17 protein-coding genes, 1 tRNA gene and 1 pseudogene are annotated in these 23759 nt (G+C 45.2%); 7 read left to right on the forward strand and 12 right to left on the reverse strand.

The window, feature by feature from the left end; translation table 11 throughout:
* From larAH6 to GAP13_RS01085, 6 genes are all read right to left on the reverse strand, one after another.
* A complete protein-coding gene (larAH6, locus tag GAP13_RS01060) occupies positions 1 to 1275 on the reverse strand; it encodes a nickel-dependent malate racemase, LarAH6 family (RefSeq protein ID WP_158905299.1) in 1275 nt (424 codons plus the stop codon).
* Positions 1276 to 1311: 36 nt separating this feature from the next.
* Positions 1312 to 3273 (reverse strand): tripartite tricarboxylate transporter permease, encoded by a 1962-nt coding sequence (locus GAP13_RS01065; protein WP_222126110.1) that lies wholly within the window; start codon positions 3271 to 3273, stop codon positions 1312 to 1314.
* 148 nt (positions 3274 to 3421) lie between these two features.
* Positions 3422 to 4369, reverse strand: coding sequence for a tripartite tricarboxylate transporter substrate binding protein (locus GAP13_RS01070; RefSeq protein WP_158905303.1), 948 nt, complete (start codon positions 4367 to 4369; stop codon positions 3422 to 3424).
* A 76-nt stretch (positions 4370 to 4445) separates the two neighbouring features.
* The gene (locus GAP13_RS01075; RefSeq protein WP_158905305.1) at positions 4446 to 4928 is read right to left on the reverse strand and encodes a LeuD/DmdB family oxidoreductase small subunit; all 483 of its coding nucleotides are present in this window, start codon (positions 4926 to 4928) and stop codon (positions 4446 to 4448) included.
* Positions 4929 to 4940: 12 nt separating this feature from the next.
* On the reverse strand, positions 4941 to 6200 hold the full coding sequence (locus tag GAP13_RS01080) for a 3-isopropylmalate dehydratase large subunit (protein ID WP_158905307.1): 1260 nt from the start codon (positions 6198 to 6200) through the stop codon (positions 4941 to 4943).
* Between the two features lie 207 nt (positions 6201 to 6407).
* Complete coding sequence (locus GAP13_RS01085) at positions 6408 to 8381, reverse strand: sigma-54-dependent Fis family transcriptional regulator (protein ID WP_158905309.1); 1974 nt, start codon at positions 8379 to 8381, stop codon at positions 6408 to 6410.
* Between the two features lie 235 nt (positions 8382 to 8616).
* Between GAP13_RS01085 and GAP13_RS01090 the strand changes: the two genes are divergently transcribed.
* Positions 8617 to 10419, forward strand: a complete 1803-nt coding sequence (locus GAP13_RS01090) for a toprim domain-containing protein (RefSeq protein ID WP_241864255.1) — start codon at positions 8617 to 8619, stop codon at positions 10417 to 10419.
* A gap of 75 nt (positions 10420 to 10494) precedes the next feature.
* Positions 10495 to 12678 (forward strand): annotated as a pseudogene (locus GAP13_RS01095) (DNA topoisomerase IV subunit A); the annotation flags it as partial.
* 214 nt (positions 12679 to 12892) lie between these two features.
* Here GAP13_RS01095 and GAP13_RS01100 read toward each other — a convergent pair.
* Complete coding sequence (locus GAP13_RS01100) at positions 12893 to 13447, reverse strand: NifB/NifX family molybdenum-iron cluster-binding protein (protein ID WP_158905313.1); 555 nt, start codon at positions 13445 to 13447, stop codon at positions 12893 to 12895.
* Positions 13448 to 13758: 311 nt separating this feature from the next.
* Between GAP13_RS01100 and GAP13_RS01105 the strand changes: the two genes are divergently transcribed.
* Positions 13759 to 13831 (forward strand) — tRNA-Asn (locus GAP13_RS01105).
* 108 nt (positions 13832 to 13939) lie between these two features.
* On the opposite strand, the gene GAP13_RS01110 is transcribed toward GAP13_RS01105, so the two are convergent.
* The 5 genes from GAP13_RS01110 to GAP13_RS01130 form a co-directional block, all read right to left on the reverse strand.
* Positions 13940 to 14458, reverse strand: coding sequence for a transposase (locus GAP13_RS01110; protein WP_158905315.1), 519 nt, complete (start codon positions 14456 to 14458; stop codon positions 13940 to 13942).
* Between the two features lie 228 nt (positions 14459 to 14686).
* The gene (locus GAP13_RS01115; protein WP_158905317.1) at positions 14687 to 15592 is read right to left on the reverse strand and encodes an AEC family transporter; all 906 of its coding nucleotides are present in this window, start codon (positions 15590 to 15592) and stop codon (positions 14687 to 14689) included.
* Between the two features lie 17 nt (positions 15593 to 15609).
* Complete coding sequence (locus GAP13_RS01120; RefSeq protein ID WP_158905319.1) at positions 15610 to 16389, reverse strand: fumarylacetoacetate hydrolase family protein; 780 nt, start codon at positions 16387 to 16389, stop codon at positions 15610 to 15612.
* Between the two features lie 155 nt (positions 16390 to 16544).
* Positions 16545 to 17468 (reverse strand): pseudouridine-5'-phosphate glycosidase, encoded by a 924-nt coding sequence (locus GAP13_RS01125; protein WP_158905321.1) that lies wholly within the window; start codon positions 17466 to 17468, stop codon positions 16545 to 16547.
* Positions 17465 to 18676, reverse strand: coding sequence for a PfkB family carbohydrate kinase (locus GAP13_RS01130; protein WP_158905324.1), 1212 nt, complete (start codon positions 18674 to 18676; stop codon positions 17465 to 17467). Before GAP13_RS01130 ends, GAP13_RS01125 begins: the two co-directional genes overlap by 4 nt.
* Before the next feature lie 71 nt (positions 18677 to 18747).
* Here GAP13_RS01130 and GAP13_RS01135 point away from each other — a divergent pair, with 71 nt between their 5' ends.
* The 4 genes from GAP13_RS01135 to GAP13_RS13055 all read left to right on the forward strand — a co-directional run bounded on the left by GAP13_RS01135 (position 18748) and on the right by GAP13_RS13055 (position 23745).
* The gene (locus GAP13_RS01135) at positions 18748 to 19227 is read left to right on the forward strand and encodes a J domain-containing protein (protein WP_158905326.1); all 480 of its coding nucleotides are present in this window, start codon (positions 18748 to 18750) and stop codon (positions 19225 to 19227) included.
* A gap of 202 nt (positions 19228 to 19429) precedes the next feature.
* Positions 19430 to 22282 carry a DNA polymerase I gene (gene polA / locus GAP13_RS01140; protein WP_158905328.1) on the forward strand — a complete coding sequence of 951 codons (2853 nt, stop codon included), beginning with the start codon at positions 19430 to 19432 and terminating at the stop codon, positions 22280 to 22282.
* Positions 22283 to 22325: 43 nt separating this feature from the next.
* The gene (gene coaE, locus GAP13_RS01145; RefSeq protein WP_158905330.1) at positions 22326 to 22931 is read left to right on the forward strand and encodes a dephospho-CoA kinase; all 606 of its coding nucleotides are present in this window, start codon (positions 22326 to 22328) and stop codon (positions 22929 to 22931) included.
* 367 nt (positions 22932 to 23298) lie between these two features.
* Positions 23299 to 23745: an SPOR domain-containing protein gene (locus GAP13_RS13055; protein ID WP_222126111.1), complete on the forward strand. Its 447-nt coding sequence runs from the start codon at positions 23299 to 23301 to the stop codon at positions 23743 to 23745.
* The last annotated feature ends 14 nt before the right edge of the window (positions 23746 to 23759 follow it).

Consider the following 23759-nt stretch of genomic DNA (forward strand, 5'->3'; position numbering starts at 1 on the left):
TCAGCCGTCCTTTGCCGCTATTACTGGCACGGTCACGCTGCCTTCCGGCATAATGATGAATCTGGCCTCTGTCCCCTGCTCTTTCAGCGCCATCTCAACCGCTTCCTGGACAGAGCCAGCTTTTCGCGCAAAACAGCTCGCCACAATCTTTTCCGGAAGCGAGCTGACCATGATAATGTTCTTTTCTGCGGCGACTTTCGCAAATCCATATGCTTTGTGCCCGCCCATCACAAAATGAGCTTTGATTTCAGCCATGATATGCTGAGGCGTCCAGCCACGGTTCATGAACTCTTCAAACACTTTTTCGCCGTAGCCTTCGCGGCATTCGGCAACGAGGATAATTGTTCCACCTTTTTTCGTTGCTCTGTCCGCATGGTCGAGCGCCTTCTGCGATTGATAGAGATTGATATCCCGCGGGAATCCGGATGCAGCTGAAACCGTGATGTCCGCCTGCTCCTTGATTGGAATCATGTACATCGATTCGCTCACATCCACAGCCTTGTACCATGCTTTTTCAAGATCGCCCGCAACAACCTCCACCACCTGCTCGTTATCATCGACGACCACATTGAGAATAAAATCAACACCAGCAAGGCGCGCTGCATGGATCATCTCAAGGCTTACCGGATTTTCCCGGATAGGAGGCAAATTATCCATGAGCTCGACCATGCGCGCATGGTTCTTCTGCACCGTTTCTTTGCCCGCGACTCCGGGGAGAATTGATTTTCGCCCGCCCGAGAAACCTGCAAAATAATGCGGCATCACGACACCGATCGTTATGAGAAAATCAGCCTCATCGACCAGCTTGTTGAGCCAGAAATCATACCCCGAAGGCAGCTTGCCTTTATAAACAAGCCCTGCCGGATCTGTTGCGTTGTGCGAGATAACCTTAAAGCGCCGGCAGACTTCTTCACCATAGACTAATATGTTCTGCTCTGGCGTATGCGGATCATGGATGCCGGTCGCGGTAACAAGAGTTACATGACTATCCGGAATGCCCGCTTTCTGAATGACCTCGAGGAGAGGTGGCATGAGCACTGAGTACGGAGTTGGCCGGGTGATATCATTCACCACAATAACGAGCTTTTTAGGCTTTCTTGCAGCGAGCATCTCCGCAAGCGGCGGCGTGCCTTCGGGCTTGGCAAGAACGCGCCGCACAGATTCAAGCGCATCGGCAAGCGGCTTCCGCGGCTTGGGGAGAACTACATCTATAATCCGCGAATCATCCAAATCGACCGCGGCAGTCCCGCTACCATATTTCAAGTTGAAGTGCATCTTTCTCTCCTCGCTTTCCAGTTTCGGCTACACCTGTCAAATAAGGATGCCAAGCGGAAGCGTCACATTCAAAAGCTTTTCGAACAGCAAATACATTCCAAAAACGATCACACCAGCGATCAAGAGCGACTCGATCACCCGCCGTGCGCCCTTGCCAGGATAGTACGCAATCAAGATAGCAGTATAAGCCGCCATACTAGTGACAACAAAGCCGACTTTCTCCATCAAGAATACCCAAAGAAGGCCCACTACTACAAGAAATACGAGCGAGCGGTTTATTGAAGCGAAACTTGGAATCACTTTTTCGGGTTTTATTCTTCCTTTGACGAGGAGCGCGACACCCAAAGCAATGAGCAGAATAAGAATGCTTCGCGGCGCCATGATAGCGTACTTGCTCCATTTCCCGATTTGCAGATAGAACAGCGCGCTAATGCCGAACACAATGGCGGCACCGATATAATCTGAGTTTATGGTTTTCTTTTGACTACCATCAACATCTGTCCCCGATCCAGATGTACTGAATGCAAGGGCTTCTGCAATTGCACTGCGGTCTTTCCGCTTCTTCATTGCCGCCCGAAAGATCGGCCATGCACCCGAAATGATGGACAACACAATCAAGACAATAGAAAGAGGCCTTGTAAAGAAGATAATCCATGGCATCTTGACAGAAACCATGTTCCCCATAAGGAATCCCTGAACGAAGCCTCGTTCGGCAATAGGGCCGAGTATCAACCCGAGGACAAAAGCTCCAGTATTGAAACCGAGATCTTTCAGGATATAGCCGATGATCCCGCTCAGAAACATGATTATGACATCCATCGCATTATTGCGAATCGCATAGGAACCGAGGATAGTCAAAAACAGGATTGACGGAATCAGCACGCGCACAGGAACTTTTATTACCGTTTTGTACATTCCTTTGCCCGCAAAAAACCCGATGATTACCATCAGGATATTCGCTACAAAGAATGAAAGCATGAATGCATAAACCAGAGACGCATTTCGGACAAACAGCTGAGGCCCCGGAGAAAGCCCTTGTAGCAAGAGCGCACCATAAATTATCGCAGCTGGCGGAGAACCAGGAATTCCCAATGCCAACAAGGGAACCATTGCACCTTCCACCACTGCGTTGTTTGAAGTTTCGGTTGCGACAACGCCCTGCGGTTCACCTGTTCCAAATGTCTCTGGATGCTTCGATGCACGCTTCGCCTCATTGTAGGCAATGAGATTGGCGATATTGCCGCCAGCTCCTGGCAGAATACCGACAAAAAGCCCGATAATCGAAGCCCTGAGCGTTGCTAAAGGATGCCCGAATACATGATGGAAAGCTCTTTTTAGCGAGCCTTTTTCCAGAGAAACAACATTTTCGTCTGTGTATTTTGACGAAGGATTCATTGCCATTCTGAAGATCTCGGGAATACAGAAAAACCCAATAAGCACAGATACAATTTCGACACCGCCCTGCAGCGATACCAGGCCGAAATCGAAGCGCATATCGCCGCCAACTGGCGCATTGCCTATCATGCTTACCAGTATCCCCAAAACCCCCGCAGTGATTCCTTTCAGCAAAGAACCTTCAGAAATGCTCGATATTATGGTAAGACCGAAAATAGCGACCCAAAAGAATTCAGGCGGACCGAACTTCAGCGCAGCTTTTGCAAGCGGCACAGCGAAAAGAATGAGGCCGAATGTCCCGAGTATACCTCCTACTCCTGAACCTATAGTCGCGGTATAGATAGCCTCCATACCTCTTCCCTTTTTCGCCATCGGATAGCCATCGAATGTCGTTCCGATAGACGAGGGGGTTCCAGGAGTATTCAATAGAATTGCAGAAAAACTTCCACCAAAAATTGTCGCACAATATAGAGCCCCGATAGTGATGAGCCCTGAAACAGGCGACATAGTAAAAGTAAAAGGAATCATCAGAGCTACTGCCATTGTTGCGGTAAACCCTGGTAGCGCTCCCGCCATAATTCCAAGAACAATGGCAATGATCATGTAAAGCAAATTTTGTACTGTAAAAATTGATGTCAAAGATTGCATCAACACTTCATATGTCATATGAGCAGTCCTTTGTAGGAATTCACATAATGCACAAAGAGATGCCTGGCTGAGAGACCAGGCATCCCGAATATTCAGCTTGGGCCTATTTGCCTAATTCGCTTACAAGCGGTGTATAGACTTTTATCTTCTCTTCAACCAGCTTTTCACTCTCTTTTGGACCATAGAATTCGAGTTTAAAGCCATTCGCTTCCATTTTCTTTGCAAATTCCGGATCTTTGTTGATTTTGTCAAAAGCATCGGCAAGTACTTTTTTTACGCCTTCTGGAGTGTTGGGCGGGACTGCCGCGCCACGGTAAGCTCCTTCCACAAGATCATAACCGAGCTCTCTGAAGGTTGGCACATTCGGCAATGAAGACACCCGCTTTTCGGAAGCCACGGCGAGCACTCTGATCTGTCCTTCATACTGATTGCCCATCGTCGTATAGGTCATGAGCGCAGAAACATGGCCGCCCAGAAGCGCAGGAATAGCATCTCCGGAGCCGGTGAATGGAATATAGGTCGTCTTTATCCCAGCCAACTTGTTGAAAAGGACAGTTCCAATTTCGTTAGCTGATGCGCTTGCGCTTCCTCCCACCGTGACTGCTCCTGGATTCGCTTTGGCAAACTTCACAAAATCATCGAGGGTCTTGAATGGGCTGTTCGCGCTGACCGCAAGGATGTTGGGGGTCGACATGAAAGTATAGACCGGCACAATCTCGTTTGTTTTATAACCAGCGTTCGCGAGGGACAGAGGTTGGAGAATGATATGCGGAAGATTGTATCCCATGAAGGTGTAGCCATCGGGTTTGGTCCTTACAAGCTCAGCCCAACCAACCGCGCCTCCGCCGCCAATTTTGTAGGAAACAACGACTTTCTGGCCCAAAATTTTTTCGAGAAGCGGCTGCTGTGCGCGAGCAAAGATATCCGACTCGCCACCCGGGTTGAAAGGAATAACATAGCTCAGCGGTTTTTGCGGAAATTGCGCAAACGCTGATCCTGCAAGCACGAGTACTGCAATGAGAACCATTGCTACACGCTTGACCATTTTCATGAAAGCCTCCCTATCATAAGCCTTCCGCTTCAGCGGAACAGGCAAATTCACCTTGCAAGAATTATCTGCCCTCGCTTCAAGATTTGTAAAGAGCAAAAACGCCGCCTCTATCGATCAATTCCAAAATATCCTCAGGCAAAGGAACAAAATGATGTGAAACGCCGTTCGATGTGAGTACCCCACGGGCCAGGTCAAGATCAATGCTCTGTCCCTCTTCGAGCCCGAATGAATCGAGTTCGGGAATCATGATTGCCGGCAAGGCAAGGTTGATGCAATTGCGATAGAAAATGCGGGCAAACGATTTTGCGAGAACTGCGGCAACGCCAATGTTTTTCAACGTTATCACCGCGTGCTCTCTGCTCGATCCGCAACCAAAATTCGTTCCTGCTACAATTATGCCGCCCTTTTTGAAGCGGGAAGGGAAGGTCGGATCGGCCCCTTCCATCGCATGGCGCCCGATTTCCTCATGGTCAGTCAGCTCAAGATATCTTCCTGGATAAATCTGATCGGTATCGATATTGTTTCCGAATTTATAGACCAAACTACTTGTTATTTTCATGCGTGTCTCACTTTACTTTGACAAGTTCGAACGTGGATCAGTAATTGTCCCGCTTAAGGCTGATGCGGCGGCTGTAGCAGGCGAAACAACATAAATTTTGGCTTCTGTACTGCCCATGCGCCCAGGGAAGTTTCTCGAGGAAGTGGTAAGGCAGGTTTCACCGCTTGCTAGAACGCCTTCATGCGCACCGAGGCAAGGGCCGCAGCCCGGTGTCGAAAATACCGCGCCTGCTTCAACGAGCGTCTGCACATAGCCTTTAGCGAGAGCTTGTTTGAACACCACTTCAGAAGCTGGGATAACGACCAGGCGAGTCCCCTGCGCAACTTTTTTGCCCCGGAGGATTCGAGCAGCTGTTTCAATATCATTAAGGCGCCCGCCAGTGCAGGTGCCGATAAATATCTGATCAATATGGATGCCCTCCTGCTCGCGAACGAGAGCAAGATTGTCCACGCTCCCCGGAAGCGCTGTACTAGGCTCGATAGTACCAACATCATAATGATATTCTGCCGAGTAGCGATAATCTGGGTCTGTGAATACTTCGCGCTTTGCATGCTGGATACCATATCGGGCCAAATAGGCATAGGTTTTTTCATCGGGCTGGATGTATGCAGCTTTCGCACCCATTTCGACACTCATGTTGCAGAGAACGAGGCGCTCATCGATCGACATTGCATCGACTGCGCTGCCGGCAAATTCAACGCATTTGTAGATGGCGCAATCTTGCTTGAGTTTTCCAATTACATGAAGAATAAGATCCTTCGCCATAACTCCCGGTTTAAGCTCGCCATCTAGCACAATCTTCATCACCTCGGGAACCCTGAACCATAGTGAACCATTTCGCAAGATTAAAGCCATGTCGGTGGCTCCCACTCCGGTACCGAATGCGCCCAACGCACCGAGAGTGGTTGTATGCGAGTCAGTTTCCACGACGAGGGAGCCGGGAGAAACAAACCCACTTTCAATCAGGACTTGGTGACAGACTCCTTTCCCGATATCAAAGAGAGCTTTGATCCCCATCTTCTTGCAGAACTCGCGCATCTGGCGATGATTGTCCGCTGCCTTGATGGTGGGCGCAGGAGAATAATGATCGAATACAAACGTTGTTCGATCAGGGAACTTAACCTCTGTCCCCCCGAGCTCATAAAAAGACTTCACAACCTGCAGATAGAGATCATTCACTTCAGCGACATCGATTTCGGCCGTGACAATCTCGCCTGCTGAAACCTGAGATTTGCCCGATGCCAGGGCCAGGATTTTTTCGATTGCGTGCATATGGAATTTTATGCAAAAACTGTGCCAAAAGCAGTTTTGAGATGCCAAATCATTAAAATCTTAGCGAGCCGTTTTCTTCTATGCCTATGCAATTACGATGCATTAAGGCTGTTCAAGATAAATACTCTCAAGCTGCTATAAATGCCGATACCTTATTGCATGCGCATCACGCTGCAACATCACGCAACACTTTTGCAACATAATGCATCATTGTGATACGCCAGATTGTTTTCTTTTTGCAAGGTCCGGCTTGCTGAGATGGCGCCAAAGCGTTGTGCGATGAATTCCCAGATAATGTGCTGCTGCCTGAATAGATCCAAAGCTATCCACCAAGTTCCGCAAGCTTTCAGAAGAAGAAAAGATGTCCTTCGGAATCTGCGGGGGAAAAGTCGAGCCAAGCTCTGTCCCCATTTTTTGTTCAGAGCGCTCCGCTGCTCGATTATCAGCCTGAAGGAGAGAAGCCGCGAGCGCAGTGGTAAGAATAGGTTCATCACAGATAGCAGATATTCTTTCGCAAAAATTCTTGAGCTCGCGCACGTTTCCTGGCCAAGGATAGGATTCCAAATAAAGCTTGCAGTCATCAGAGATCTGTGGAGCTAAGCCGCAGCCATCCGATTCATGGAGCATATGATGAATAAGCGGCAAAATGTCTTTTTTACGCTCACGCAGCGGCGGCAGGTAGAGGTTGAGCACATTAAGGCGCCAATACAAATCATTTCTGAATTGGCCACTCTTTATGAGCATAGGAAGATCTCGATTTGTAGCAGCAATGATGCGAACATCGACAGGTATAATTTTATCATCGCCAAGGCGCATCACCTGATGCTCCTGAAGCACGCGCAATAACCGTGCCTGCAAATGGAAAGGCATTTCAGAAATCTCGTCAAGAAAAATTGTACCACCATGCGCAAGTTCAAAGAGCCCGGGTTTTCCTTTTTTGCGAGCTCCGGTAAAAGCGCCATCTACATATCCAAAAAGCTCACTCTCTATGAGAGATTCTGGAATAGCCGCACAGTTCATCGCTACAAAAGGACGAGAACTCCGCATGCTGGCGCTATGAATGCTCTGCGCAAAGACTTCTTTCCCGACACCAGATTCGCCATGAATAAGAATTGCTGCGTTTGTGGATGCGAATCGCTTTGCAAGATCAATCGTTTTTTGCGTGATTGGATCATGTGCGACGATGTCATCAAAATGGAATTTTGCCGTATATCCTTTGAAATACATTTCCCGGCGTATTTCTTCTTCCATCGCTTGAATATGGCTGACATCCTGGAGCGTCGCTACCGAACTTGCTACTGCTCCTTTTACTGTGACAGGAATGACATTTACTAGCAAACGCTTATTCCCGAGCTCAATAATCTTCCGGCTTTCCTTTTTTTCATGGATGACATTCCGGAGAGCAGCGGGCAATGATGCATCCTCTGTCCCCATTCTTGGGCTGCTGCTACTCCCTCGAGTGCCATGATCGCGAAACGAATATTGAGATTTTGAAAGAAGCTGGCGAGCCGCATTGTTCATTCTGGAAATTGCTCCTTTCTCATCGATCGCAATAATTGCCTCGCTGATGCTTTCAGTAATAATCCGAAGTTCTTCTGCACGGCGTTCCTTCAAACGCTGGGCAGCAACAATCCTCTTTGCCTCCTCTAGAGCATATTTGACAGAAGTCTCGCCGGATTCGACAAGAACTACAGGGAGGCCGTTGCGCTTTGCAAAGGCATATGTCGTCACACCACCAAGAAGCACATCCATTCCATCATTCATCGCCAATTTCAATTTCTTTTCGACATCTTCTCCGATAGAAAGCTCATAACACGTGATATCGAGGCTGAAAAAAGGAAGAAAATCTTTGAGCTGCTGGATCATATTGGGAAAAGAAACGACCCCTATACGAAATTTCTCTTTTTTTACCAGCTTTTCTGCCTTCTTCAGTGCGACTGCCAGGTCTCGAGCTGTTACCTGCATTTCTACGATAGGAATATTCAGATCAGCTTGGCGAAGAACAAGCACTGTCCCCCCTCGGCTTATAAAAACCTCCGCCTCTTCTTGATACTTTCGCGCTACAGAAATCGCGTTTTCGAGCAGTCCTTGAGCAACGATAATTTTTTCGCGAGAAGCGCCTGATAGTTTCTCGACCGTCCGCTCAATATGGCCATCTGGAGCTATAAAAACAATTGCCATGCACGCATTATACCATAATTTTCCGCAGTATCGCATGCAATCAAAGACCTGGCGCATCAGTGGCAGCAAAGCCAAGCTTGCAGTTCGGGGCAGCTTTGGGGACGGAGGTTTCGGACAAGGGCTTCACATCATCAAAAACAAAAATACTAATGGGATTCATAATGCTCAGAGATTTTGGGGACAGAGGTTGAAATCCCCTGTACCGCGCCCGCCTGCTCATGTTAGCATATATAACGTGGGCAAAAATCCTGTTTATGATGAATCAAAAATAAAAACTCTTTCCTCGCTAGAGCACATTCGCCTAAGGACCGGCATGTACATAGGCAGGCTTGGCGATGGTTCAAGCCCTGATGATGGCATCTACATTCTGCTGAAAGAAGTAATCGATAATGCAGTCGACGAGTTCATCATGGGCGCAGGAGATCATATCCTTGTGCAAATTGATGGGTCTCGAGCGCGCATTCGAGATTTCGGAAGAGGAATTCCATTAGGCAAAGTCATCGAATGCGTCTCAGTCATCAATACTGGAGCGAAATATGATGATGATGTATTTCAGTTTTCTGTTGGCTTGAATGGGGTTGGCACAAAAGCGGTAAATGCACTCTCAAAAGAATTCCGAGTTGTTTCGTACAGAGAAGGACGCTTTTTCGAAGCGCGATTTGCTCGGGGGATTCTTATAGATACGCGAGAAGGCGGAAGCCGCGAAAAAACCGGCACTCTCGTTGAATTTATTCCTGATGAAGAAATCTTTGGAGAATATTCCTTTATCTTTGATTTTATAGAAAAGCGGTTATGGAATTATGCCTGTTTGAATCCTGGTTTGATATTAAGCCTGAATGGCAAGGAATTCCATGCTGAAAAAGGACTTTTCGATTTGCTCTCTGCCGAGCTAGGAGAAAGCCCTTTGTATGATATTGGATGGTTTCGTGGAGATCGCATTGAATTTGCTTTTACTCATACCAAGGAATATGGAGAAGAGCATTTTTCTTTTGTTAATGGCCAGTATACATCTGACGGAGGAACGCATCTCTCAGCGTTCCGCGAAGGATTCTTGAAAGCAATAAACGACTTTTTCCAGGCATCATATCGCGGAGAAGATGTGCGTGAAGGCCTTGCTGCAGCTGTTGCCATTAGAATCAAAAACCCCATTTTTGAAAGTCAGACAAAAAACAAACTTGGCAATAGCGATATTCGACCATGGATTCTCCAGGAAGTCAAAAAAGGCGTCGATGAAATCCTTCGGCGCAATCCGCAGGCAGCAAAAATCCTGCAGGAAAAAATCCTCACAAACGAAAAACTTCGCACAGAACTCAATATTGTTCGAAAAGAAGCCAAAGAAGCTGCTCGAAAGATTGAGCTCAAAATCCCGAATTTAAAAGATTGTAAAGCTCATCTTGGGGACGGAGGTTTGGGTGAGCGATCAACGATTTTTATAACTGAAGGGCAATCTGCCGCAGGCAGCATGGTAAGTACTCGGGATGTGCATACACAGGCTATTTTCAGCTTGCGGGGAAAGCCTGAAAACATGTTTGATCGACCGCGGTCTGCAATTTATCGCAACGAAGAGCTGTATAATTTAATGATGGCTCTTGGAATAGAAAATAATGTAGAGAACATTCGCTATGCGCGCATTGTAATAGCTACTGATGCTGATTATGATGGATTTCACATTCGAAATCTTCTGTTGACTTTTTTCCTGACATACTTCGAGGAGCTTATTGTCAAAGGGCGAGTATATTTGCTAGAAACACCTCTTTTTCGAGTACGGACAAAAAAGCAAACGCGCTATTGCTATTCCGTGCGCGAGCGCGATGAAGCAATTAAAGAACTCGGACCGGGGACAGAGGTTACTCGCTTTAAAGGGCTTGGAGAGATTAGTCCTGCAGAGTTTGGGCAGTTCATCGGCAAAGACATGAGGCTTGTTAAGGTCGACATCCAAACCTTATCCTCTGTCCCTGAATTGCTTGGGTTTTTCATGGGGAAAAACAGCCCCGAGAGGCGAAAGTTCATAATGGAGAATTTGGTCACTGAACTATAAAAAAAACAGACATAGCAGAAAGTGAGAATATTAGTATTTGCCTGAAGGCGCAGCTTCATAGGGACGGAGGCTTAAGTGGCTTACATCAAGAAACTTCTGACTGATAATTTTCTTTACTATGCCTCATATGTAATTATGGACAGAGCAATCCCTGAACTTGATGATGGATTAAAGCCTGTCCAGCGCCGAATTCTTCATTCGCTTTTTGAGATGGACGATGGCAAATTCCATAAAGTAGCGAATGTTGTTGGCCATTGCATGAAGTATCATCCTCATGGCGATGCTTCCATTGCATCAGCGCTGGTATATCTAGCAAATAGGGGTATGTTCATTGAGACCCAGGGCAACTTCGGGAATCCTATAACTGGAGATGAGGCCTCAGCACCAAGATATATCGAATGCCGCTGTACTCAGTTCGCCAAGGAGATTTTTTATCGCCCCAAAATTACTCGATATGTCGATAGTTACGATGGCAGGAACAAGGAACCAGTTGTTTTTCCAGCCAAAATCCCTGTTGTATTAATGCTGGGTGCAGAGGGAATAGCTGTCGGAATGAGCACAAAGATCCTGCCCCACAATCCTGTAGAAGTATTGAAAGCAGAAATCGCTTGCCTGCAAGGGAAACCTTTTGCGTTATTGCCAGATTTCCCTACTGGAGGAATAGTCGATTGCTCTGAATATGCAGAAGGAACAGGAAAAGTTCGTGTGCGCGCGTTGCTTGATACCTCTGACCCCAAAAAAATCGTTATAAAAGAAATTCCTTTTGGTTCAACAACAGAAAGCCTTATTGCCAGCATTGAAGAAGCGACACGGCTCGGGCATCTTAAAATTGCATCTATCTCTGATTTTACTACTGATAAAGTGGAAATAGAGATCAAGCTCGCACGAGGGGTTTATGCACAGGACATCGTCGATGCGCTTTATGCATTCACTGAATGTGAGCGCTCAATTTCATGCAATTGCCTTGTAATAAGAGATGAGAAACCAACCTTAACAACTGTATCCGAAATCGTGAGGTATCATGCAGGAAAGCTGCTAAATCTCCTAAGACAGGAACTCGAGCTAGAGCGTGATGAGCTTCGCGCTGAAATTTTTGCCCGTACCCTTGAACGAATTTTCATTGAAGAAAGGATTTATAAGTCAATAGAAAGCAAGCGCACAAGTGATTCTGTTATCAAAGCTGTGATTGACGGGTTCAAACCTTTTTCAAAGGAACTCAAGCAGGCAATAGGGACAGAGGATGTCGAACACTTACTCAAAATACCTATCCGCCGGATATCTCTCTATGACATAGAAAGAGCCCAAAACGAGATGGAAAAAATTCAGCAACAGCTCTCGGAAATTGACAAACATTTGAATAATCTTGTTGAATTTGCAATCGATGTATTAAAAACCTACATAAAAATGCTTGAAGCAAACTGGCCCAGACGCACTAAAATCAAAACGTACAAAAAAATCGAAGCACGGGCTGTTGCAAGACATGATATTGCCCTGCGATATGATGCTGAAGCAGGATATGTGGGGACGGAGGTTTCAGGAGAAAAAGTCCTTGAAGTGTCTGCTTATGACAAAATCCTTGTATTGAGGAAAAATGGCATTTATACAGTTTTGCCTCTCCCAGATCGAATTTTCGTCGGGCAAGAACTGCTATGGATTGCTATTGCTAATAAAGAATTGCTTTCTGAACAGCCAATTACCATGATTTATAAACTGCTCCCAGATAAAGGTGCTTATATTAAGCGCACTATCATTGATAGCTGGCTTACCGGGAAAGATTATAGTTTGGTCCCTGAAAATGCTGAAATAATAGGGTTTTCTACAGAGAAAGAGTTTTCTTTTCAGCTTGAATATAAGCCAAAACCAAGAATAAAAAAAATCAAAGAGATTTTCAATGCAAGTCGGTATCCGCTGCGCGGGAAACAAGCACAAGGCATCAAATTGACTGATCGAGAGATAGCCAATTTTATAATTATTCCAAGCTCTATTGGTAAATCCAATTCTTTAGAACCTGAAAATCTATTGCCTATAAATCTCTGCATGTCGCAAAATAAAGAGAAGCAGAATACAGGGACGGAGGATAATAGTCTTATTCAAATTGATGATTCTCGTCGCGAATCAAGAAAAAAGCAAGCCAAAGAACAAAGCCCCTCGCAAAAATCGTCACTAAAAGAAAAAAGAAATCAGACAATTCAATCTAAAAAAGAGCAGCCTGCAATAATATCAGTGAAAAGGGCAAAGAGCAAAAAGATGACTACAAAAATGATAGAAAAAAATCCTTCTGAAAGTCAGAGCATTCAGCAAAATGAAGCTAAGGTTTCTCAGCTAGAACTAGGATTTTCAACCTCCGTCCCCAAAAACTCATCAGAGAGCAAAGAACAGACAAGAACAGACAATGCGGCATCTCATAGTCGCGGCTTGCTTGAGGCAGCTCTAAAAAAGCATAAAAACGATAGATAGTTGCGAATATTCGTTATCATTGAAAAAGATCATCATCTTCTTCATCGAAACCTTCATCAAGGTCTTCCTCTTCTTTAGGCTTAAGGAGGCGCTTTTTGCCTTGCCGTTTCGCTTTGCGTTCAAGCTCTTCAATAAATTGCGGGTCATTGCCAATATAAGGAATTTCATAACAGGTAGTATAGCTTTTGGGCCTTAACCGCTTGTCAAATCTTGTTCTTACAACCTTCACTTTTGTAAGCTTATCAACTAAAAAAGCAGCAGACTTTCTAGCCCTTTCTACCAAATCTTTTGCATTTCCAAAGCCAACCCAATCGATGGCTATTCCAGCCTTGGTCAATTTTTCATAATGCTCATCTTCTATTGATCCTGTTACAAGGACTTTAGCGCCGCGGCTTATAATCCATTCGGTTTTCCCTCTTATAGTTCCTTTGGCTGTAATTTCTGGAGAATATTTTTGAATTCGGTTATACTCATCTACAATAATTAGATGAGGGCTATCTTCAAATACTGGATAGAGATCGGTGTACAAAGCTGGCTCATAAGTAGTTATCGCTATTTTTACACGCACCATTCTAAAATCCTCTCTATCATGAATCGCTGCCTGCGTTCAGTTGAGACTTCAACCCAAAGTGCCTATATGGTCAATCTTGGCTGATTATATGTGATAATAATTGCATATGATGTTGAATGAAATCAATAGCTTTTCTGAACCGCTGCTCATTCCTTTTGCGAATTTCGCCGAATTATATTTAGATAATAATTTATCGTTTTAAAAAAGCGGTTATATATGGCTTTTGATTTCAATCCTTCTTCGAAAGCGAATTTTTCATATTGACAAAAATTCTATCATTCGCTATTTTAGCTTTCGTTGGAAAGAATCATTCCCCTGTAGCTCAGCTGGCAGAGCAAGTGGCTGTTAACCACTGGGTCCGGTGTTCGAACCACCGCGGGGGAGTTCTGGAAAGACTGTCCGAAAAGGGCAGTCTTTTCTATTTTGCAGCAAGTCTTGGTAAAATAATAAAATAGCAAATATCATGCAATATGGGAAATTCAGCATGTAGTTTCAGCTATGATAAGTCATTTCCAAATTACAATAGAATTCCAAAAGATTCAGCGGAGGTTTTTCTATAATACTAAAATCTCCTGCCAAAATGAATTTCGCTGCTGAATGAGAATAATGATACGGGGAATGAACAAGCCCTGCTGATACAGGATTATTGGCAATATATGCATGCGCTTTCATTCGTTGAGCATCGGTAAAAAGAATGAAACTTTTGAAGCGGTCCATCCAGACATGTCCGATCAATCCGAAACGCCTATTGAACCGAAGTGCAAATACAGAAAGCAGCCATTGCATAATGCGCGAGATACTCTCTCCTTCCAATGGGCGGATGATAAGATGAATGTGGCTATCCATTATGCAAAATGTCTCGATTGCAAACTTATAGCGCTTTTTTGCTTTTCTGATTAAAGCCAAAAAGAGATCTTTGATCTCTCGCCTCTGAAAAATGAATTCGCCGCGATTAGCTCTTGCGATGATATGGTATCGCGCGCCTGGTAAAGTGAATCTTGGTTTTCTCATACACTATAAATATCGCAATTTAATATCAAGTTGATTCAAAAATAGTCGAAATTTTCAGAATTTTGTGTGCTATGCTCTGTCCCTAAAATAACCTCTTCATGTACTTCGCTTTAGTGCATTTTGCCATTTTTGGGGCTAAACAGACTTGTAATTCATGCACCCAGAAGGCATCAATGAAGCTATTTGTTGCAACTTGATGAATTGCTATAAAGGATCTTGTCGCTCCGATCAGCCAGCAATTATTCCTGATGCTAAAGGTATAGTAATTGCGGAAAGGACAGTTGATATAAAGACTATCCTCGAAGCTAGAGAGACATCAGCATCATAGCGTTCAGCAAAAATGACAGTCTGTGCTGCGGCTGGCATTGCAGCAAGAAAATTCGCCACTTTTGCTGCATCGCTTCGAATACCGATCAAAATAAAAAGGAGCAAAACCAGTGCTGGCACTACAAATAGCCTCATTATTGAACCAATCCATACCTCCGTCCCTGAAAACAAGCCTTTAATTCCGAGATTAGCGAGGGTTGCGCCCACCACGATCATGGAGAGAGGAGTTGTACAATTCCCGAGAAGCAAGACTGCATAATTCAAGGTTTCTGGAAGTCCGAACGGGAGAACCCATAATACAAAGCCTATTGCAAATGCAATGTTCCCTGGGTTCAAGAGGATACTGTGCCATATATTCTTTTTTTCTTTGCCTTCTGATAATAAGGCAATTCCATAGGTCCAGACGAAAATATTAAAAACCATTACATAGATCGACGTATACATCAGGCCTATTTTTCCAAAAACACTTTCCGCAACGGGGAAGCCCATAAATCCACAATTCGAAAAAACAGTGATGTAAGTAAGTATTTTTCTCTTTGGGTCAGGGAATCGTGAATATGCAAGTTTTGAAATAAAAATTGCCAATGCATGCACTCCGATAGCAAAGATTGCTACCTTTAGCAGATCCCCTGCAGCAGAAAGGGAAATACTCTTGTCAAAGCTCGATATTATGGTAAAAGGAAGAAATACTCTCAATACAAAGTTGGAAATGGTCTTGATTCCGTCTGAATCCAGAATCTTTCTTTTCTGTGCAATAAATCCTACAACTAATAAAAGAAAGATCGAAACAACGCGGGAAAGGGTCATACAAGACCAACTTTATTTCAAGCTACGATATTTTCGAGACGTCCAATGCCCTGTATTTCGATAGCGATTCGATCACCTTTCTGCATTGGGCCAACCCCAGAAGGAGTTCCCGTCATAATGACATCTCCCGGCTCGAGAGTCATAATCTGAGAGACATACGCTACCAGATCTGCGACATTGAAAATGAGATTCTCTGTTGATGATAATTGACGTACTTCTCCATTGAGAATCGCTTGTATGCGAAGATTTGATGGATCGAGTTCGGTTTCAATCCAGGGACCAAGCGGCATAAAAGTATCGAATGATTTCGCGACAGTCCATTGACCATCTTTTGGCTGCAAATCCCTGGCGGTTACATCGTTTCCGCAAGTATATCCAAGAATATAATTGAGCGCATCCTTTTTCTCAATATTTCTAGCTTTGGCACCAATAACAGCGACAAGCTCTGCTTCATAGTCTACCCGGCTGGAGATTGAGGGATATAGAATTTTCTCATCTGGGTCTAAAAGGCTAGTTGAGGGCTTTATAAAAAGCACTGGGCTGGCTGGTATAGCAAGTCCGAATTCTTTCGCATGATCTCGATAATTTAGTCCGACACAGACTGCTTTCCCTGGCACACAAGGAGCTTTTAAATGAACAACTGAAAGAGGAACTCTGCCCTTCTCTTCTGCAAGAAGGATTCGCTTTTGGCCATCTTTCATTTCTATTTGCGGAAAATACTCGAATAAAATAACTTCATCTTTCTCAATCCGACCATGATACACCTTTCCATCATATTCACAACGAATCAATCTCATCACAGCACTTCCTTTAATTGGGGTTTTGCATTTTCTGTTCAGACTCTCACCTTTTTATAGTATCATCAGGATCGAGTTCTAACAATATAAAGATATATAAAAATTGCAATATTATTCGCCTATAATATCTCGCAAAATGGGGACAGAGGTTAGGTCTACTTCTCGCTCATCTGTTCATAGGCTATCGCTATCCTGGCAGCGAGATGTGCATTATTTATCACGAGCGCGATATTTGTCTCAAGAGAATCCCCTCCCGTTATTTCAGCAACCCGAGCCAAGAGATAGGGCGTTACCGCTGCACCCTTAATCCTTTTTTCTGCAAGCTCTTCCAAAGCTTGTTCGATTGCTGCATCGATTTCATTCTTGGTCATGGAGTATTCGATAGGCACAGGATTTGCAATTACTGCGCCTCCAGACAGCCCCAAGGACCATTTCGCATGGAGAAGCCGAGCTATTTCCATTGGATCATCAGCGCGCTGGGAAAGCATAACTCCAGACTCCCGTGAATAGAATGCGGGAAGTTCTGATGTTCTATAACCAATTACCGGAACGCCTTTGGTCTCGAGATATTCCATTGTTTTTGCCAAATCAAGAATTGCTTTTGCGCCAGCGCAAACAACTGCAACATCGGTTCGAGCAAATTCATCAAGATCTGCAGAAATGTCCCAAGTCAATTCCGCACCTCGATGCACACCACCAATACCGCCGGTGGCAAAAAACCGGATGCCTGCCATTGAAGCAATTATCATTGTGCTAGCGACAGTAGTCGCTCCATTTCCATTTTGAGCAACAACTATTGGCAAATCGCGACGAGATACTTTAGCCGGATGAAGCGAGCTATTAGAGAAAAGAGTCAATTCCTCACGCGAAAGACCAACCTTTAGCCTTCCATTGATAATAGCGATTGTGGCAGGAACTGCTCCTTCTTTTCTGATTGCATCTTCAACGGCCAGAGCAGTCTCCAAGTTTCGCGGCCATGGCATTCCATGGCTTATGATAGTCGATTCCAGCGCAACAACGGGAAGGCCAGCATGCAGCGCATCAGCAACCTCTTCCGTGATATCAAGATAAGGGTTCATATAATTCCTCCGTTCTGCATCATATATTCAACCAAATCGGATAGCTCAGGGTACCAGAATTTTATCTTTTCGCACAGCATGCGAGGATCAAGTTTCGGATTAACCGGACGCTTCGATGCAGATGCAAGGAGCGCTGCGCTTAGGGCAAATTTTGCTTTTGCAGAGGGACGGAGGTTAGAAAATTGCCCATTCTTAAGCCTTTCAGAAAACATTGACCGGATACTTACCCATGCGAGGGCTGCACAAGCTGCATCCCCCGCTCCTGATCGATTTGCTGCAGGGGGACGGAGGTTTGATGCTGGAAGAGAAATTTCATGGATAGAATCATCTTCAATGACCAGCATACCTTTTTCGCCTAAAGAGAGATAAAGTTCATTGGGTAAAATGGATTTGGCTTTCAATGCTGCAATGATTTGAGAAGGCGTCGCAGTCGGACCAAAATTTGCAATCGTGCTTGCTTCAGCTAGGTTTGGTTTTGCAATATCAAATAAGCCAAAGCAATCCCTGAATTTTACTGCTTTTGATGAAGAAACAGGGTCAGCAATCAATATCGGATGCTGTGATACGGCAATCTGGGATTGGACATTAGCATTTTGAAAACCTCTGTCCCCATTTTGATCCTTTCCCGCCGGATCTGCAAAATCTCTAGAAACAAAAACATTCTCTCGTTCTGTTGAGCTTAGCGCTGCGGGAATGGTCTTTTTATTCTGGGAGTTTGCTGCATGGTATTGCTGAGCAATCCATTCGATGCAAGCTTTAGGAAGGTTGCCATCAATGATTATGCAAGCAGCCTTTCTAAGCAAAGAGTCTTGGTTTTCAAGATGTTCAATTTGCAGTCTTTCGATAGCACGCATATCAGCAACCGCGCTTACCAAACCTCCGTCCCTCTCCAGGATGCACAAATACATTGGCAAGGGGACATCTGCAAGCCTAGGGCTATGACTCACTCCGATTCCAAGATGCTCTATGCGCGAAATAAGCGCTTCCCACGCTGGCGAGTTTCCAAGGACAGTGATCAGCTCAGTGCGTACGCCAAGCCGCACAAGATTTTCGGCAATATTGCGGCCAACCCCTCCTAGACTTCGAGTAATTACACCTGGGTTTGAGTCTTTTTCTATATGAGCAGCATTGCAGAATCCTTGTATATCAATATTGATGCCGCCTATTACCACGCAATAAGGCTCAGATGATTCCTCAATCCGATGCACGAGATTGCCCTCCACTTCGAATCATAAATATGGTATAGTAACATGTGAATGCAATGTGAGCGAGGTTATACGTGGATCAGATATTCGATCGTCTCGAACGATTGGTGCGCGCCTGGACATCTTCCGCTTTTGGGGAAGGATTTGGTCGCAATAATTTTGGTAGCAGTGATATTTTTAAAGACCAGGATCTTGCTGATGCTTGGGAAGAACTGGAATCGTACCTTGACCCCTCGAAAACCGAATCAGAACGAGAAGCCGAGATGCGTCGCCGCTCGGAATTCAGAAGCCAAGCCTCAAATGATCAGGATCCGCGCAAAGCAATAGAACGCCAAGCGGTTCAAGACGCATATCGCTTCTTAGGGCTTGAACCCTATGCACCATTTGCAGAGGTGAAAGCCCGATATAAGGAGCTGCTCAAGAAACATCACCCCGATCGTCACACAGCTTCACCAGAAGACATGAAAACAGCAACTGCGGTAAGTGCAAAAATTAACGCAGCATACCAGCTCATCGAGACATGGGAAGAAGCCCGTGCACAAAAAGCACGATGATGGAGTTTTTATGCATTTGGCTGTGCTAAATAGCCTTTCTTCCTATAAAAATCGTCAGAGAAAGCAGTATTTAGCAGCTGCAGCCAGCTAAGACATCAGGCTTTAAGATGGGGCTGCAATTTGCGATAGTATTGATAATAGTTATCAATGATTGGATTGATAACGAACGAGCGGGAAACTGGAACGCTTTCTGGAGAAAAAAATGAACGAAAAAGACCCTTTATATGTACTCGATGTGTATGCTTTTATCTACCGATCATATTTCGCTTTTATTCGAAAGCCTTTGCGGAATTCGCTCGGGGAAAATGTTTCAGCGATATTTGGTTTTTTCCGATTTCTTTTTTCGCTTTTTGAACAAAGAAAGCCAATTCTGTTTGCTGCTGCTCTCGATTCCATCGGTCCGACCTTCCGACATGAACAATTTTTGACCTATAAAGCTACGCGTCAAAAGACCCCTGAAGATTTAATCGCTCAAATCCCCAAAATCGAGTCTATTCTTCGCGCTCTGGAAGTCCCCACAATTCGTTGCGAGGGCTATGAAGCTGATGATGTAATCGCGACGCTTGCAACACAATGCTCGCGCGAAAAGCGAGCTTGTTTCATTGTTTCAGGAGATAAAGATCTCTTGCAGCTCGTTGGCGGCTTTACGAAAGCCCTCCGTCCCTCAGAAGGTTTTTCTTTTCGAGAAATAAATGAGAACGGTGTATTAAAAGAATGGGGGGTTTTGCCTGATCAAATCCGCGATTATCTTTCTTTAACCGGAGACGCATCGGATAATATCCCAGGCGTAAAAGGAATAGGTGATAAAACAGCACAGAAGCTCATTTCGCAGTTTGGTTCTCTCGATTCTATCTACCAGCATCTTAACGAAATTGAGCCAGAATCGCTCCGGAAAAAATTGGAGGCGGGGAGGGAAGATGCTTTCCTATCAAAGGACCTAATCTCTCTTTGCGATAATGTTCCTTCATGCCCATCGGATGTTGCTTCGCTCAGAGCTTCACTCAATATGGCAGCAGCAGCTCCCCTTTTATTAAGAGAAGAAATGAAAAGCTTGGTACCTGAGTCACTCAGAAATAAAAAAGGAGTACAAACCTCTGTCCCCAAAGCATCCACCAGAACAAGTGCGGAGGCAGATAAAAACGAAATACAAACCTCTGTCCCCAATTTGAGCAATAACCTGAAGCCCGAGGTGAAGCATGGAGAAGGCATTGCATCCATCGAAGCTCAAGCCTCTCAACAAAGTCCCAGCTTGTTTTCTCGTACTGACAATGTACCGGTTTATCAAGCCATTCTTGAAGAAGAGAAGCTTGAAGAAATAATCGATGCAGCGCTTGCTCATGGCGTCTGCGCATTTGATACAGAGACAAATTCGTTGGATTCCCATCATGCTCGTATTGTTGGGTTTTCGCTTTGTTACGAAGCGGGAAAAGCCTGGTATATTCCTTTGCTCAGCCCCGACTCAAAGTGCATACCCCATAAAAAGGCGCTTGCTGCTCTTTCACGATTGGTAAGTGCGACTCAGATGCTGCTCGTCGGACACAACCTCAAATTTGATATAAATGTTCTCGCTGCGGGAGGGACGGAGGTTACAAGCCCGTGTTTCGACACAATGGTTGCAGCATGGGTTCTCGATGCCGAAGCACCTTCCTTTTCGCTTTCTTCTGTTGCCGCGCGCTTTCTTGGGCTTTCGGGGCTTGAATATGATCAAGTTGTGCCAAAGGGCGCCACATTTGCGGATGTTCCCCTCGCTACTGCTGTGCAATATGCAGCTGAAGATGCGGATTTTTCTTTTCGGCTTTATCAGAGACTCTCGAAAGAAATCGACTCAGCACAGTTGCATAATGTTTTTTATGATATAGAAATGCCTCTCTTGCCTATTCTTGCCGAAATGGAGCGTACTGGTATCCGCGTCGATGCAGATAAGCTCAGAGCATATGGAGTGGAGCTTGAGAATGAGCTTGCGAAGATTCAATCAGAAGTGTTCCATCTCGTCGGACATGATTTTAATCTTGGCTCCCCTAAACAACTCGCCGATGTGCTCTTTGTCGAGCGCAAGCTGCCGGTTCAGAAGCGCACAAAGACCGGATTTTCTACCGACACATCAGTGCTTGAGGAATTAGCTCCTCTCGACCCAGTGCCACAGCTTATTTTAAGGCATAGGCTTCTCACAAAGCTTCAAAATACATATATCGAGCCTCTTGCTGCGCTCGCAGAAACAAGCGGGCGAGTGCATACAACGTATGTCCAGACGGGAGCAGCGACGGGCAGACTTTCCAGTAGAGACCCAAATCTCCAGAATATTCCTATCCGCGATGAAGAAGGGCGCAGAATCCGTGAGGCTTTCATTGCCGAACCAGGGCATAAGCTTATTTCTGCAGATTATTCGCAAATCGAACTTGTTGTAATGGCGCATCTTTCCAAAGATCCAAATCTGAAAAAAGCATTCAAAGAAAAAGTGGATATCCACAAGCGCACAGCATCTTTCATTTTCGGAATCCCGGAAGACCAGGTTGATGCAAGCCAGCGACGCATTGCTAAAACTATCAACTTCGGCGTTATTTATGGAATGAGCGCGTTCAGGCTCGCACGCGACCTGGGAATTTCTAATGCGCTTGCAAAAGAATTTATTGATTCATATTTTTCAACATATTCAGGGATTGCTGAATTTATAAAAAGAACTATAGAAGAAGCTCAAGAGACCGGCATAACATCGACGCTTTTTGGTCGAAAGCGAAGAATTCTCGGGATTAACTCCAGAAACAAGACAGAGCAGCAAGCTGCACATAGAGTCGCAGTCAATACGCCAATTCAGGGTACTGCTGCTGATATCGTTAAAATCGCCATGATAAAGATACATCGTGCGTTGGCTACTCAAATGCCTGAAGTAAGGATGCTTCTTCAGGTTCATGATGAGCTGATATTTGAGGCTCCTGAAAGCTCTGTCCCCGCTGCGATTGATTTAATCAAGGAAGAAATGGAACATGCTGTGCAGCTGGACGTGCCGCTTCGGGTGAGTGTGGAATCTGCTATTTCCTGGGGCGATATGCACCTGTAATAATCCGCGGTGAAATATATGATCTAGGAAAGGCAGGAATGCAATGCATATAATCGGGCTTACTGGCGGCTATTGCGCTGGAAAGAATGAAGTAGCAAAGATTCTGTCGGCATATGGTTGGGAGGTGGTTGATGTGGACAAACTGGGCCATGCAGCGCTTTCGCTCTCTTCCCTCGCTATAAAACATGCATTCGGATCTCATGTCATGAATGAAGATGGTTCGGTGGATCGAACAAAGCTGGGACAGATTGTCTTTTCTAATGCCCAACAGATGCAAATTCTCGAATCCCTCGTGCATCCTGCTATGCTCTCCCTACTTGACAGGGAAATTCAAAGAGCCCGCGAGCAAAAAAAAGAAAAATTCTGCATAAATGCCGCGCTTCTCTACCGTTTTCCTCAGCTTTCATTGTGCGAAGCTGTGATCGAAGTGCAGGCACCGCTGTTTCTGCGCGTTTCGCGTGCGAAAAAAAGGGACAATTTATCTGCAACAAGAGCGCTGAAAAGAATTTTTAGTCAAAGAGAACTCTGGAAATTGAGGCCCAGAAAAGGCGCCAAGGTTTTTATTCTTTTGAATTCTGGAAAGAAAGAACAACTTGAGAACAAAACCAAAAAGCTGATTGAGAAACTTTCGCAGGATTTGCAGAGATAATCATCCTTTATATTGCGACAGCAAATGCCGATTATAAAAATGTAGGGGTATGTACATGTCTGATAGATCGAAAAAAATTCTTTGGATAGCAGTAGCAGTCAGCGGTTTCGCGCTGGTGGTGTTTCTGGCAGCCTTTCTCTTGTTTCCACCTTCAGAAGCATCAGAATCACGACCATTCGATCTGACAAGAAGATCCCCTTCAAAACCTCTGTCCCCGAATGATTTCTCTGCTTTCCCCAGCATTGTTGTCCAGCCTTCTGGTGAGAGCTCTCAACTACCCACAGACTCGCAGGCGAATAGTACGAGCGAGAAGAAATCTTCGAGTACAGTCATAGTAGTACCCGCTCCTGCAGCAAATCAGACTAATATGAATGCATCGCAGACTGAAGGAGAATCGGCAGTCGCCAGTTCGGCACCTAAGCCAGCCTCCTCTTCAGTTTCTGGACAATCCGCGGTAAAAACTCCGCAAACCTCCGTCCCCGCAGCAAAGCCTCCTGCTACTTCTGTGGCTCCTGTTCCGGCTGCAAAGCCTGCCTCACCTCCGTCCCCACCGCCGTCCACCAAAGCGGCATCGAGCGCGGAATATTGGATTCAGGTTGGAAGTTTTTCCGCAAAAGGCACAGCAGACAAATTGCGTGATGAATTTACTGCTCGTGGCATGACTTCAATCATTGCAGTCAAGGAGATCGGAGGACGAAACTATTATCAGGTCAAAGTAGGCCCTTATCCTTCCGCGGATGAAGCAAAAAAATGGCTGTCTACGGTTAAGGCGGTACAAGGGGCAAGCCAGGATGCGTTTGTGACCACACGTTAATCACTAAACCTCTG

It is taken from the genome of Rectinema subterraneum (assembly GCA_009768935.1).
GTDB lineage: Bacteria > Spirochaetota > Spirochaetia > Treponematales > Rectinemataceae > Rectinema > Rectinema subterraneum.